The organism is Aminobacter sp. J44 (assembly GCF_007829415.1).
Classification (GTDB): domain Bacteria; phylum Pseudomonadota; class Alphaproteobacteria; order Rhizobiales; family Rhizobiaceae; genus Aerobium.
Genome location: NZ_VLJG01000025.1, coordinates 1 through 13,332, shown reverse-complemented (window position 1 = coordinate 13,332; position 13,332 = coordinate 1). Strand labels below are relative to the sequence as shown.

Below are 13,332 nucleotides of genomic sequence, written 5' to 3'. Positions count from 1 at the left end.
ATTCGCAATGTGGTATTTTGCATGGTTGCTTGGCCTGCCCCTTGCCGCGGCCGTCGCCGTCCTCAACGCTATGTGGTACGAACTGATGGATGATGCGGCAAAGAAGCAGGCGGTTACAGTCTCCGGAAGAGCAGGGAAGGCTGGCGAATGACAGGACGGCCCGACCTGGATGTCGGGCGAACTAGCCTGGTCTGGCCGTCAGTCCGCCGCCTCGTTTCCCCTTTGGCCGGGTCGGGGGGCTGAGGGTTGCTTTCTGCAATAGGCGGTGTGGAGCGCTTCGATCACCGTCAGGACCTGTGGCTGGGTAATGCTGTAGAAGACCGCCGTTCCCTCACGGCGGGCCTCGACGAGCCCGTCCGCCCTCAGGCGCATCAGTTGCTGCGACATCGGCACCTGCTCGATCCCTAGTTCCTGACGCAATTCAGCAACCGACTTCTCGCCATCCACCAGCGCGCAAAGCACCAGCAGTCGTTGGGGATGAGACAGGCTGCGCATCAGCTCGGCGGCGGATTCGGAAGCGGGGATCATATCCATAACATTCATGTTCTTGAATTTAAGAATTTTGAATGTTATATGCAAGCCACGATTTTCCCGATGCCTTGCGGACCGCGGGACCCCTGTCAGCCGGCGATTTGAGACGGATCAATGCGGAATGGCTTCCACGGTCGCACAAGTGGGTTCGATAACAGAAGGAATAGTCAAATGACGCTCGATCGTGCCGTGATGATGTTCGCGGGGTTCATGGTCCTTCTTTCACTGGCGCTCGGCTTCTACGTGTCGCCCTGGTGGTATCTGCTGAATGCCTTTGTCGGCCTGAATCTCATGCAGGCATCACTGACCGGCTTCTGCCCCGCCGCGATGGTCTTCCGAAAGCTTGGGGTGAAGACAGGCTGCGCGTTCAACTAATCCAGGCAGCCCCACCTTACATTCAAAGTAGTTGCAGCAGTTGCGCATTGCCGCCTGAAAAAGCGATGAAATACATGATTCGAGCCGTTGTTCAATTTGCCGCAGCGCTTGCAGCGACTGCACCCTTTGTCGTCTCGATGTCCTTTGCCGCCGAGTTCCTCGTGCAACCGCTGACGGTTCCCGAGATGAAGGCCGTGTTCGGCCGCGTGGAAAGCCGGATAGTCGTGCCGGGACGCGCCCGGATAGGCGGTGTCGTGCAGGACGTTCGGGTTGGCGAGGGAGATCAGGTCTCCAAGGGCGACGTCATCGCGCTGATCGTCGACGACAAGCTCGCTCTGCAATTGAGGGCTGCCGACGCCCGCCTCGAAGCGCTCAACTCGCAACTCGCGAATGCGCGTCTCGAGCTGGAGCGCGCCGAACAGTTGCGGGCGTCCGGCACCGGGACCCAGACCCGTGTCGACCAGGCCAGGACGCAGTTCGAGGTCGCCACCAATCAGGCCGCTGCCGCGGTTGCGGAGAAGGCGGTTGTCGAGCAAAGCGCGAAGGAAGGTGAAGTCCTTGCTCCCGCAACGGGTAGGGTCCTCACCGTCCCCGTAACCCTCGGATCCGTCATCATGGCAGGTGAGGACATCGCGCGTATCGCACCCGGGCCATATTATCTGCGCCTTTCCTTGCCGGAACGGCATGCGGCCGAGATCGTGGAGGGCGCAGAGGTCGTCATTGGCGAGCGTGGACTGGTGCAACGCGCCGGCGAGCTCGAGACAGTCCGTTCCGGCCGCATCAGCAAGGTCTATCCGGAAATCGACGAAGGGCGCGTGATCGCCGACGTCGAGATTGAGGGCATCGGCGACTATTTCGTCAACGAGCGCACGCTGGTGTCCATCCCCGTGGGCAAGCGATCCGCACTTGCCGTCCCGCCCGAAGCGGTGCGCACCGTGCATGGCGTCGACTATGTGCGTGTCGCCACGGCCGAAGGCGAGATGGACGTCGCCGTGATCCTTGGCGAAATTGTCGGGGACGGCGACGTAAAGCACGTCGAGGTGCTGTCCGGCCTGCGCGTCGGCGACCGGGTCGTGCTGCCATGAAGCTTGGGATCGCCGGCGGACTCACCCGCGCCTTCATCGTTTCACCGCTTACGCCGCTTTTCCTGCTGGCCGCACTTGCCCTCGGCCTGGTCGCCCTCATCACGCTACCGCGCGAGGAGGAACCGCAGATTTCCGTGCCGATGGTCGACATTCATGTCAACGCCAACGGCCTGAAGGCGGAAGATGCCGTCAAACTCGTCACGGAGCCTCTCGAAACCATCATCAAGAGCATCGATGGTGTGGAGCATGTCTATTCACAGACGGACGACGACGGCGCGCTCGTCACCGCCCGCTTCGAGGTGGGCACCGATTCCGATGCGGCCATGCTGCGGGTCCATGAGAAGGTTCGCGCCAACATGGACCGCATTCCGGTCGGCATCCCCGAGCCGTTGATCGTCGGCCGCGGCATCGACGACGTGGCGATCGTCGTGGTCACGTTGCGCCCGACTGCGCAGGCCGCCGGGCGCTGGACAGCAAATGACCTTACCCGCCTCGCCCGCGAGCTTCAGGTGGAAGTGTCGAAGCTGCCCGATATCGGGCTCACCTACATCGTCGGCGAACAGCCCGAACAGTTCCGCGTCGAACCGGACCCGGAGCGGCTTTCCCTCTTCGGCATCACCTTGCAGCAGCTTGCCGCCAAGGTCGAAGGCGCCAACCGCTCGTTCCGGATCGGCACGATCCGTGATGACGGCGGCCAGCACCCCGTCATCGCAGGCCAGACGCTTCAGACGTTACCCGAAATCGGCAACCTTCTGCTTACGGCGCGCGACGGCCGCCCCGTCTACGTCCGAGATGTGGCCGATATGGTCTTGGCCACCACGCCGGCCGAAAGCAGCGTGATGGACATTCGCAGGGCCGGCGAAGGACTTGAACGGGCCCCTGCGGTCTCTCTCGCCATCGCCAAGCGTCCCGCCACCAATGCCGTCGTGATCGCCGAGGAGATCGTGCACAGGCTGGAGCAGGTGCGCGGCCAGATCTTTCCGTCCGACGTGGAAATGACGGTCACGCGCAACTATGGCGAGACCGCCGACGAGAAAGCCAACGAGCTGCTCTTCCACCTCGGGCTGGCGACAGTCTCGATCGTCGTTCTGGTCGCGATCGCTATCGGCTGGCGCGAGGCTCTGGTGGTCGCCGTCGTCATTCCCACGACCATCCTGCTTACGCTCTTCGCTTCTTGGATCATGGGCTATACGCTCAACCGGGTTTCGCTGTTCGCGCTGATCTTTTCGATCGGGATCCTGGTCGACGACGCCATCGTCGTCATCGAGAACATCGCACGCCATTGGGCCATGCAGGACGGCCGCTCGCGCATCCAGGCGGCGATAGACGCCGTCGCCGAGGTCGGCAATCCGACGATCGTCGCCACGCTGACGGTGGTCGCGGCTCTCCTGCCGATGCTGTTCGTCTCAGGCATGATGGGGCCCTATATGAGCCCGATTCCCGCCAATGCCTCCGCGGCCATGCTGTTCTCCTTCTTCGTCGCCGTCATGCTGACGCCGTGGCTCATGATCAGGATCGGCAGGGAACACGCGGGACCGCAAGGGGAGGGCGCTTCTCCGGCTGCTCACGAGGAGGCAGGCGGCCGTCTCGGACGTCTCTATGTCGCGGTTGCCACGCCCGTTCTTGCAAGCCGCCCACGCGCCTGGGCGTTTCTGCTCGTGGTCGGGCTGGCGACTTTCGCCTCGCTCGGGCTTCTCTACACTCAGCATGTCACGGTCAAGCTGCTTCCGTTCGACAACAAGTCCGATCTCCAGGTCGTGCTCGACCTGCCGAAGGGCTCCTCCGTCGAAGATACCGACCGGGCGTTGCAATCCGTTGTGGACAGGCTTGTCGAAGTTCCGGAGATCGTTTCCTTCCAGACCTATGCCGGTACCGCCGCACCCTTCGATTTCAACGGGTTGGTGCGTCACTACTATCTGCGGGGCAATCCCGAGCAAGGACAGGTTGCGGTGAATCTCTCCCCCAAGGGCGAGCGCGGCCGTGCGAGCCATGCGATCGCGCTCGACATGCGCGAGCGGATCAAGGACCTCGATTTGCCCAACGATACTGCCGTGAAGGTCGTGGAGCCGCCGCCGGGGCCTCCCGTCATCGGGACCCTGCTTGCCGAGATCTACGGCCCGGACCCGCAGACCCGGCGCGCCGTCGCCGGCAAGGTACGGGAGGCCTTCGAGAGCGTGCCCTTCATCGTCGACGTCGACGACAGCTACCACAACCAGCCGGAGCGGGTGCGCCTCGCCATCGACCAGGACAATCTCGAATATTACCGGGTCGAGCAGTCGGATGTATATGACACGCTGCGCTATCTCTATGGCGGGGCAACCGTCGGCTATTCGCATCGCGGCGGAGGGCGCCAGCCGATCCCGATCCGACTCTCGCTTCCGAAGAAACACGGCACGATCGACGAACGCGCGCTGGCAACGCCGGTTCCGGCCAACGCGCTGCCCGGTGGCCGCGGCGTGGTCGAACTCGGCGACGTCGTCACCGTTGCGCGCGAGGCTGCATCCTACCCGATCTTTCGGCACAACGGCCGGGCCGCCGAGATGGTGATGGCGGAGCTTGCCGGTGCCTACGAAGCGCCGATCTACGGCATGCTCGCCGTGCAGGAGGCGATCGAGAAGATCGACTGGGGCGACCTGCCCAAGCCGGCAATCGTCCTGCATGGTCAGCCGGACGACGAAAGCCATCCGACGCTTCTGTGGGACGGCGAATGGGAAGTGACCTGGGTGACGTTCCGCGACATGGGTGCCGCCTTCATGGTGGCGATCCTCGGAATCTACATCCTCGTCGTAGCCCAGTTTGGCTCGTTCAAGCTGCCGCTCGTCATCCTGACGCCTATTCCGCTGACCTTCATCGGCATCCTCGGCGGGCACTGGCTGTTCGACGCTCCGTTCACCGCGACCTCCATGATCGGATTCATTGCGCTTGCCGGCATCATCGTGCGCAACTCGATCCTGCTGGTGGATTTCATCCGGCACGCGCGCAGGCCCGACAGGCCGCTGATCGACGTCCTTCTAGAAGCCGGCGCGATCCGCTTCAAGCCGATCCTGCTGACCGCGATCGCCGCCATGATCGGTGCTGCCGTCATCCTCACCGATCCGATCTTCCAGGGTCTGGCGATCTCGCTCCTGTTCGGGCTCGCATCCTCCACAGCACTGACCGTGCTTGTCATTCCGGCGATCTACATCGTGCTGAGAGGAGGACGGAGCTCCATCGAGGCCGCTTCGCCACCCGATCCCCATGGGCCGGAGCATGCCGGTTTAGCATCGACATGACAAAGGAGACCGACTGTGAACTACTATTTCTCCCGGACGCTTCAATGTTCATTTGACGACGCCGTGCGGCGCACGACAGACGCGCTCAGCAAGGCCGGCTTCGGCATCATCACCGAGATTGACCTGAAGGTGAGAACGGCGGTGAGAAACTAGTCCACGGAAGCGGCGGCATGGAGCTGCTGCGGGCGGCGTAAAAGTCGTCCACCCTTTCCCTTTCTGCGACAGCAGGGAGGGCGCGAGGATTTTCAGCGTGGAACTATATCTCAGGGTTCGCCAGGCCTGCGCGGGGGGCATGAGCCAGCGTCAGGCGGCGAAGGCCTTCAACATCTCCCGTGATACGGTTGCGAAGATGATGACGTTCTCGGTGCCGCCGGGCTACCGGCGGACGGCCGAAGTCAGGCGGCCGAAGCTTGATCCCTTTATCCCGATCATCGAGGGCTGGCTTGAGGCGGATCGCTCCATGCCGCGGAAGCAGCGGCACACGGCGAAGCGGGTGTTCGACCGGCTTCGTGACGAGTGCGGGTTCACCGGCGGCTACACGATCATCAAGGATTACATCCGGGAGCGAGAACGGCGGGGCCAGGAAGTGTTCGTGCCGCTGGCGCATCCCCCGGGCCATGCGCAGGCCGACTTCGGCGAGGCGATGGTCAAGATTGGCGGTGTCGAGCAGAAGGCCCACTTCTTTGTTTTGGATCTGCCGCACAGGGGCGCCCTTTTCGCTCCGCCCCTTCCCCGGGTTGTGTGGCCGAGGCTGGGGGGGCCGGCCACATCCACGCCTTTGCCTTCTTTGGGGCAGTGCCGCAGTCGATCGTCTATGACAATGACCGGTGCCTGGTGGCGAAGATCCTGCCCGATGGCACCCGCAAGCGGGCCGTCCTGTTCAGCGGCTTCCTGTCGCATTACCTGATCCGGGACCACTACGGCCGTCCTGGCAAAGGCAATGACAAGGGGATGTCGAGGGCTTGGTGGGCTATTGCCGCCGCAACTTCATGGTGCCGCTTCCCGAGTTCACGAGCTGGGAGGCATTCAACCTTTGGCTGGAGGAGCAATGCCGCAAGCGCCAGCACGATGTCCTGCGCGGTGAGAGCGAGACGATCGGCGAGCGGTTGCAACGTGATCTGGTTGCCATGCGCCCCCTCCCGGTCGCGCCTTTCGACGCCTGTGACCAGGACAGTGGCCGCGTCTCGTCCCAGTGTCTGGTGCGCTACAAGACCAACGACTACTCGGTGCCGGTTGCCTTCGGCCATCAGGATGTCTGGATCCGGGCCTATGTCCACGAGGTGGTGATCGGCTGCCGGGGCGAGGTCATTGCCCGCCATCCCCGCTGCTGGGATCGCGAGGAGATCGTCTTCAACCCGATCCACTACCTGCCGCTGCTGGAGCAGAAGATCAACGCACTCGATCAGGCCGCACCATTGCAAGGCTGGGAGCTTCCCGAGGAGTTCGCAACGTTGCGCCGGCTAATGGAAGCTCGCATGAACCGACATGGCCGACGCGAATACGTCCAGGTCCTGCGGTTGCTCGAGACCTTTGATCTGGCTGATCTGCATGCCGCGGTGAAGCAGGCGCTTCAGATGGGCGCAATCGGCTTCGACGCCGTGAAGCACCTGCTGCTTTGCCGTGTTGAACACCGTCCGCCCCGGCTGGACCTGGACTGTTATCCCTATCTACCCAAGGCAACAGTCGAGAAAACCAGGCCCGGCTCCTATATGCGGTTGTTGTCGGGCGATGCGGAGGACGCGGCATGAGCGATGGTCCGGAAATCCTGCTCGCCCATCACCTCAAGGCGCTGAAGCTGCCCACGTTCCTGCGGGAACATCAGAAGCTGGCCCGGCAATGTGCGGCCGAAGGCATGGATCATGTCCGATACCTCGCCCGGCTTGTTGAACTGGAGTTGATCGACCGGGAGCGGAGGATGGTCGAGCGCCGCATCAAGGCCGCCAAATTCCCCACGGTCAAAAGCCTCGACAGCTTCGACTTCAGCGCCATCCCGAAGCTCAACAAGATGCAGGTGCTGGAACTGGCCCGCTGCGAATGGATCGAGCGGCGCGAGAACGTCATTGCCCTTGGCCCAAGCGGCACGGGCAAGACGCACATTGCCCTTGGCCTCGGGCTGGCGGCTTGTCAGAAGGGCATGTCGGTCAGCTTCACCACCGCCGCAGCCCTGGTCAACGAACTGATGGAGGCCCGCGACGAACGTCGCCTGCTTCGCTTTCAGAAGCAGATGGCTGCCGTCAAGTTGCTGCTCGTCGACGAACTGGGCTTTGTGCCGCTGTCCAAGACCGGCGCCGAGTTGCTGTTCGAGCTGATCTCGCACCGCTACGAGCGCGGCTCGACCCTGATCACCAGCAATCTGCCCTTCGATGAATGGACCGAGACCTTCGGCTCCGAGCGCCTCACCGGCGCACTGCTCGACCGGCTGACCCACCACGTCAGCATCCTCGAGATGAACGGCGAGAGCTATCGCCTCGCCAACAGCACTGCCCGAAAGCGGCAACAAAAGTCCTGAGATCAGATCGCTCGTTTTGGCCCAAAGAGGCCAATGCGCCATGGCACGCGCCAGCTATTGGTAAGCGCGCGCGCCATGGCGCAGGCCACTGCCACCTGGCCTGGTTTTGCGCCGCCGCGTGGCCGGATTTTGCACCGCCGTTGACACTCGCGCAATATACATTGCTAAGCCAGGTTCCCGACAAAGGCAGAGAGGTCGAATGCGTAAATCATACGCATTTGCCAAAATACTCTGCAGGCCTGGATCCATTTCGTCGATAACCTGACCAGCAAGTCTGAAACGTCGCATTACCTCGACACTCCGAAGGCTGCCGCGTCCCCACCGCGATTGATTCACGGTTTTCGGGTCGGCGCAACCCTCTGGAATACGCACCAACAAACGAACTGACAGTCGCTACACCGGCCTGGCAGACACCTATGGCACGGGCAAGCTGAAGCCTGCGTCGTAGCAGATTTCAGGAATTGAGCGACACAAAAGGCTCGCCGTGCCGCAAAGAACCGAAAACTGGGTTGTCCCTTTCGTTGCTCAGCATTGAGAATCTATTAGGAAGTCCGCACTGTCACGTTCAGGGATTGAAGCGCATCAATCAGATGAGGATTCCGGACAAGACTTTCTGCGTCAGTCGAAACCAATTTGGCCGGCACAGCCCGATCATAGACGGCCACACACTCCGCCGATGTCAGCCTCAATGCGTAGAGGATGCCGTCGATCGCGAAACGATGATAGAGTGCATGACTCAGCCGCCTTCCTGTCGCATGATTCTTGGCCCGCGATGCATTGGTGGACACGCCAAGTCTGAGCAGACCCGTGGTCCGAAGGTCGAGCACCGTCAACGGACCTGTCGTCGACACTTCGGAAAGAGCCCAATCGTCCACCTCCGTGAAGTCGAGGATACGCTTCGCTCGCCCCTCAAACCGATCCCGAACGATCGTCTCGGCAATGGCCGTGGCGATGTCACGTGCGATGTAGAGGACCTTGAACGAATTATCGGGAGCGGAAAACCGCGTCTGCCCAAAGCCCATGCCGAGAGGGGTTCCGGCATGGACCTTAGGCATAACGCGCAAATAGGCCGAGGGGCGGAACGGAATGGCCAGTTCCGCGACGACTTTCGGATCCAGCTTCACGGTCAGCCGAAATCGCGTTCGGCCGCTTCGACGACCTGAGAGATGTGTCCATTCTTGAGGCGTTCCAGAGGAGTTCCTCCGATGCTCGGCTTGGACTGAACGAGCCATTGCCAGGCCGCCCGTGGATTGCCGATCACACGTACAATTTCCGACATGCCCTCGATCGGCCGGCCATCGACGAACTGTGCGAGAGGGAAAACATGCTTTCGTTCACCCCTGAGGAGACCGATGACTGCCCCACGCTTTTGCCATTCGTGCAGTGTAGACCGCCGTGTACCGAACTTGCGTTCGATCTCACTTGGTCCGGCGACCGGGCCGGCCCAGTCTTCGAGGCGAACCGACGCCGCAATCGCTTGGAGCCGCCGACGACCCTCGGACTCATCCAGCAGATCGCCCAGACCTTCACCTTGGCTGATCTCGACGATTTTGTCGGCTTCGACCCTGATAAGCTCGTCAGGATGCTCACCGCCAAGGTCAGCAACAACCGATTCCATCGTCTTCCCGAGCACTTTCTCATGCGCCAGGATACGCCGTTGCTGTTCCTCGGACAGCCCCACAGTGGCAGCCGCAACTGCGGCAACGACCTTGCTCTTGCCCTTCAATGCTGCCTTGGGAACGCCCGGATTGTGACGCGCGAGCACATCGAGGATGTCGGCAGCCGCCGCGCGGCTTACATTGAGCTGCATGTCAGTTCCGGGTTTGCGAGCTGTTGCGACCATCATCGCCTCCAACGTTTCAAGGCATAGATAGTGCAGAACGTCCGGATTGTCCAGATTGTGCAACGACCTTTGATCACAACCGCGCAATATTGACGAGTTTGGACTGCACTCGGTGGCACACAATTCAGATCGGTAACGAAAGCTGGGCCTCAAGCGCATCAGATTCCGATACCGGGGATGAAAGTGAGATCCCCAACAAGCGGATGCCTTTCGATGCCGGAAACGTCGCTTCCAGGAGGCTGACCGCAAGTTCGCGCAGCTTGCCTTCGCTCCGGATGGATCCGTGAATGGTTCGGCTCCGGGTGATGATCTGGAAGTCCGCATATTTCACCTTCACGGTCACCGTCTTGCCGGAGAAGCCACGGTCCCCGCAATAACGCCAGACCTTGGCGACCAGGGGCGCCAACTCCGCCTTGGCCACTTCGAGCTCGAAGATATCGGACGTGAACGTGTCTTCGGCGCCGACAGACTTGCGCGGCCGGTCCGGCTGCACGGGACGATCATCAATCCCACGCGCGATCCGGTAGTACCACCCGCCCGCCTTGCCGAAATGCTCCTGCAGAAACGGCAATGTCTTCTCGCGCAGGTCGGCGCCGGTCTCGATCCCCAGGCCTTGCATCTTTGCCGCTGTCGCCGGTCCAATGCCGTGGAACTTCTTTACCGGCAATGTCGCCACGAAACCCGGTCCCATAGCAGGCGTGATGACGGCCTGGCCGTTGGGCTTGTTGATGTCGCTCGCCATCTTTGCCAAGAATTTGCAGTAGGAAATCCCGGCCGATGCGTTGAGCCCGGTCACCTCTTTGATCCGGGTCCGGATCAGCGTCGCGATCTCGGTGGCGATGCCGATGTTCTGCTTGTTCTCGGTGACGTCGAGATAGGCCTCGTCGAACGAGAGCGGTTCGATGAGATCGGTATGCTCGGCAAAGATCTCGCGAATCTGCGCCGAGACTGCCCTATAGACATCGAAGCGGGGCTTGACGAAGATCAGTTCGGGACAGCGGCGTTTCGCGGTCACCGAGGGCAACGCGGATCGCACGCCGAAGGCGCGTGCCTCGTAGCTCGCCGCCGCGACGACGCCGCGGGCGGCCGACCCGCCGACGGCTACCGGTTTGCCGCGCAGTTCGGGATTGTCGCGTTGCTCGACCGAGGCATAAAAAGCATCCATGTCGCAGTGGATGACCTTGCGGACGGGGTTAGCACCTTGCTTTTCGGCGGCGTCAGGCCGCGCGGCGCGGACCAATCCCTCTGTCATCGGCGCCTCCTTTCCGCGGAACGCTCATGGTGATGCCATCTCGATTTAACGCCACATGCCGCGCATGCGCGCGCCCACATCGAGGCGGACCTGTCGCGGACCGGCGCCGCCTGCGCCTCCAGGCGCAACCACCGGCCAGGTCTTGCACTCGAACAGTTTCAGCAGACTAGCGGGAATGAACCGCGTCCGCGAGGCGTAGACATGCCGATCGCCGGTCGAGGATTGGCCGTGCGTGAAGAAGCGCTGCGGCACGACGAGATTGAGACTGTCCTTGGCGCGTGTCATTGCGACATAGAGCAGACGACGTTCCTCTTCAATTTCGTCAGTCGTGCCGACGCCGAGATCGGAAGGAATGCAGCCGTCGACGGTGTTGAGCACGAACACCGAGCGCCATTCCTGTCCCTTGGCGGAGTGGATGGTCGAGAGGATCAGATAGTCCTCGTCGAGCAGCGGCACGCCGGCCTGCCCGGATGTCGCATCCGGCGGATCGAGCGTGAGCTCGGTGAGAAAGCGTTCGCGGGTCGGGTAACCGGCGGCGATGTCTTCAAGCTGGAGCAAGTCGGCCCGCCGCATCGCGAAATCCTCATGGATGCGTTCGAGATGCGGTTCGTACCAGGACCGGGCCTGCCCGATCTCTGCCGGCCATCCTGACGAACCGGAGCGTAGGCCGGCGATCAGCTCGACGAAGCCTGGCCATTCAGCCTGGGCGCGGGCAGGGCAGGGCAGATTGTCGAGCGTATCGATCGGGTCGGCGCTGTCTGCCACGGCATCGAGCGCGGCTTGCGCCGTAGCTGGCCCGACGCCGGGCAGGAGCTGCAGCACGCGGAAACCCGAGACTCGATCGCGCAGGTTCTGCGCGAAACGCAGTGCCGCCAACATGTCCTTGACATGCGCGCTGTCGAGGAATTTGAGGCCGCCGAACTTCTTGAACGGAATGTTGCGACGCGTCAGTTCGATCTCAAGCGGCCCGCTGTGATGGCTTGCCCGAAACAGAACCGCCTGATCCTTGAGGCGCATCCCGCTCTCTCGGTTTTCCAATACCTCGTTCGCCACGAATTTCGCCTGGTCGGCCTCATCGCGCACCGTGACCAACCGCGGCCGCTCGTTCGAGGGCCGATCGGTCCAAAGGTTCTTGGTGAACCGCTCCCGCGCCAAGCCAATCACCCCGTTCGCGGCGGCGAGGATCGGCTGGGTCGAACGGTAATTGCGGTCGAGCGTGATCACGTCGGCCGCCGGCGAGAACTCCTTCGGGAAGTCGAGGATGTTGCGAACGGTGGCCGCCCGAAACGAATAGATCGCTTGCGCGTCGTCTTGTCGCAGGTCATGTTGTCCGGAGCCATGCCGATGTAGCGGTTCAGGTCGGTGGACGCCTGGTTCACCGACACGCCGAACGCTTCCATCAGATCGCCCCGATTCACGTGCCCCTCCCAAAACAGGCGGAACTCGATGAATTCGAGCCGTCGCTCGACGCCCCACCGAAGATCAGCCTTCTCTGTTCCCACCATGCACTCCCAGCGACATGATCCGTCCCGAAACTAGGCGAGCCCAGTTTCTGGATTTTCAATCAAGCTATCCGAGAAGCGGAGTGGGTTCAATCGAAATGGGTAGGGTTTGCAAGCAAGGGAGAGGGCTGGGATGGCGGCTGCGCCTTGGCCAACCGCCATCCTGGAGCTATGGTCACGCGCCCGCTTGCTGAGCCTGGCCAGGGTCGGAGGTGCTGGAGCGGATAATCGACTGCTCGTATTCCTCGACATCGGACAGGCGATAGACCACCCGGCCGCCCACCTTGAGGAACTTCGGTCCCTCACCGGTCCAACGCCACCGCTCAAGTGTGCGATGGCTGATCCTCCAGCGGACTGCCAGTTCAAGTTTTCGTTCTCCTGCTTCCCCGATAGTAACGGGAAAGATCTAATAGTTTGCGATCGATACAGGGCTCGGGGCCGCGACGTCAACTCCGGCTCAAAACGAACATTCGTCCGTGTCGCCGTCGGCGATACCTCCCTTTCGCCAACGGCTCCGCTGGCAGCCATCCGATACGGCTCGGGAATCTCCTCGGCATACCTCGACGCTCAGTGGACGCGCAGGAGGAGATGGGATGGCGTCACAAGATGGCAAATGCTAAGCTGCACCTATCCGTGCACGGAGCGCGAGTTGTAGTTGTCCGTCCTCGATGCACCTACAACTGCCCTGCTCCTACCATCTCTTGCCAGCCTGCATGGCGTGAGACCTCGAGGCGTCCGGTCCCGACTCGGCTACCCGCTATTCCATCTCGATCCGCTTCTGAATCGCTTTCTACGCAAACGGCGTTTTCTGGAGTAATGGGGAGAACAGGCCCAAAAAACGAAAACGCCGTTATATTCCGGACGTCAATAAATCCGCTTGAACGCCGACAACCCGAGCCAGAGCAGCTGATCAGTCGTCCCCATCCTCGCGTCGCAGCGTGTGCAACTCGGCAAGCGAGACCC

At 62.0% G+C, this 13,332-nt stretch carries 13 protein-coding genes and 2 pseudogenes; 7 read left to right on the top strand and 8 right to left on the bottom strand.

The genetic code is table 11. The features are described from left to right. The first annotated feature begins 7 nt into the window (after positions 1–7). Positions 8–151, top strand: a complete 144-nt coding sequence (cydX, locus tag L610_RS11425; RefSeq protein ID WP_144705199.1) for a cytochrome bd-I oxidase subunit CydX — start codon at positions 8–10, stop codon at positions 149–151. Positions 152–198: 47 nt separating this feature from the next. Here cydX and L610_RS11420 read toward each other — a convergent pair whose 3' ends face one another. After that, positions 199–579 (bottom strand): helix-turn-helix transcriptional regulator, encoded by a 381-nt coding sequence (locus L610_RS11420; RefSeq protein WP_246658991.1) that lies wholly within the window; start codon positions 577–579, stop codon positions 199–201. 123 nt (positions 580–702) lie between these two features. On the opposite strand from L610_RS11420, the gene L610_RS11415 reads away from it, so the two are divergent. From L610_RS11415 to istB, 6 genes and pseudogenes are all read left to right on the top strand, one after another. Further along, complete coding sequence (locus L610_RS11415) at positions 703–906, top strand: DUF2892 domain-containing protein (protein ID WP_144705197.1); 204 nt, start codon at positions 703–705, stop codon at positions 904–906. 74 nt (positions 907–980) lie between these two features. Next, positions 981–1,991 (top strand): efflux RND transporter periplasmic adaptor subunit, encoded by a 1,011-nt coding sequence (locus L610_RS11410; RefSeq protein WP_144705270.1) that lies wholly within the window; start codon positions 981–983, stop codon positions 1,989–1,991. Then, the gene (locus L610_RS11405; protein WP_144705195.1) at positions 1,988–5,263 is read left to right on the top strand and encodes an efflux RND transporter permease subunit; all 3,276 of its coding nucleotides are present in this window, start codon (positions 1,988–1,990) and stop codon (positions 5,261–5,263) included. Before L610_RS11410 ends, L610_RS11405 begins: the two co-directional genes overlap by 4 nt. A gap of 15 nt (positions 5,264–5,278) precedes the next feature. Beyond that, positions 5,279–5,416 (top strand): hypothetical protein, encoded by a 138-nt coding sequence (locus L610_RS11400; RefSeq protein WP_186441433.1) that lies wholly within the window; start codon positions 5,279–5,281, stop codon positions 5,414–5,416. A 139-nt stretch (positions 5,417–5,555) separates the two neighbouring features. Continuing rightward, positions 5,556–7,011 (top strand): annotated as a pseudogene (gene istA, locus L610_RS11395) (IS21 family transposase). Beyond that, entirely contained in the window at positions 7,008–7,772 is a 765-nt protein-coding gene (gene istB, locus L610_RS11390; RefSeq protein WP_144705193.1) for an IS21-like element helper ATPase IstB, read from the top strand. Before istA ends, istB begins: the two are co-directional and overlap by 4 nt. A gap of 54 nt (positions 7,773–7,826) precedes the next feature. On the opposite strand, the gene L610_RS11385 is transcribed toward istB, so the two are convergent. From L610_RS11385 to L610_RS11360, 7 genes and pseudogenes are all read right to left on the bottom strand, one after another. Next, entirely contained in the window at positions 7,827–8,060 is a 234-nt protein-coding gene (locus L610_RS11385; RefSeq protein ID WP_144705191.1) for a DUF1173 family protein, read from the bottom strand. 254 nt (positions 8,061–8,314) lie between these two features. After that, on the bottom strand, positions 8,315–8,896 hold the full coding sequence (locus tag L610_RS11380; RefSeq protein ID WP_144705189.1) for an RES family NAD+ phosphorylase: 582 nt from the start codon (positions 8,894–8,896) through the stop codon (positions 8,315–8,317). A gap of 2 nt (positions 8,897–8,898) precedes the next feature. Continuing rightward, positions 8,899–9,678: a hypothetical protein gene (locus L610_RS11375; protein WP_246658990.1), complete on the bottom strand. Its 780-nt coding sequence runs from the start codon at positions 9,676–9,678 to the stop codon at positions 8,899–8,901. Between the two features lie 61 nt (positions 9,679–9,739). Further along, positions 9,740–10,867 (bottom strand): DNA polymerase IV, encoded by a 1,128-nt coding sequence (gene dinB, locus L610_RS11370; RefSeq protein ID WP_144705187.1) that lies wholly within the window; start codon positions 10,865–10,867, stop codon positions 9,740–9,742. A 45-nt stretch (positions 10,868–10,912) separates the two neighbouring features. Then, positions 10,913–12,178, bottom strand: a pseudogene (locus L610_RS11365) (ATP-dependent helicase); the annotation flags it as partial. Then, the gene (locus L610_RS20860; protein WP_371713051.1) at positions 12,088–12,372 is read right to left on the bottom strand and encodes a hypothetical protein; all 285 of its coding nucleotides are present in this window, start codon (positions 12,370–12,372) and stop codon (positions 12,088–12,090) included. The pseudogene L610_RS11365 and the gene L610_RS20860, both read right to left, overlap by 91 nt. 172 nt (positions 12,373–12,544) lie before the next feature. Further along, a complete protein-coding gene (locus L610_RS11360; RefSeq protein ID WP_256366552.1) occupies positions 12,545–12,730 on the bottom strand; it encodes an AlpA family transcriptional regulator in 186 nt (61 codons plus the stop codon). Between the last annotated feature and the right edge of the window lie 602 nt (positions 12,731–13,332).

What these genes read in the sequence shown, in the direction of transcription:
- istB (WP_144705193.1), top strand. Translation starts at nt 7,008, where the DNA reads ATGAGCGATGGTCCGGAAATCCTGCTCGCCCATCACCTCAAGGCGCTG.
- L610_RS11410 (WP_144705270.1), top strand. Translation starts at nt 981, where the DNA reads ATGATTCGAGCCGTTGTTCAATTTGCCGCAGCGCTTGCAGCGACTGCA.
- dinB (WP_144705187.1), bottom strand. Translation starts at nt 10,867, where the DNA reads ATGACAGAGGGATTGGTCCGCGCCGCGCGGCCTGACGCCGCCGAAAAG.
- L610_RS11405 (WP_144705195.1), top strand. Translation starts at nt 1,988, where the DNA reads ATGAAGCTTGGGATCGCCGGCGGACTCACCCGCGCCTTCATCGTTTCA.
- L610_RS11385 (WP_144705191.1), bottom strand. Translation starts at nt 8,060, where the DNA reads ATGCGACGTTTCAGACTTGCTGGTCAGGTTATCGACGAAATGGATCCA.
- L610_RS20860 (WP_371713051.1), bottom strand. Translation starts at nt 12,372, where the DNA reads ATGGTGGGAACAGAGAAGGCTGATCTTCGGTGGGGCGTCGAGCGACGG.
- L610_RS11415 (WP_144705197.1), top strand. Translation starts at nt 703, where the DNA reads ATGACGCTCGATCGTGCCGTGATGATGTTCGCGGGGTTCATGGTCCTT.
- cydX (WP_144705199.1), top strand. Translation starts at nt 8, where the DNA reads ATGTGGTATTTTGCATGGTTGCTTGGCCTGCCCCTTGCCGCGGCCGTC.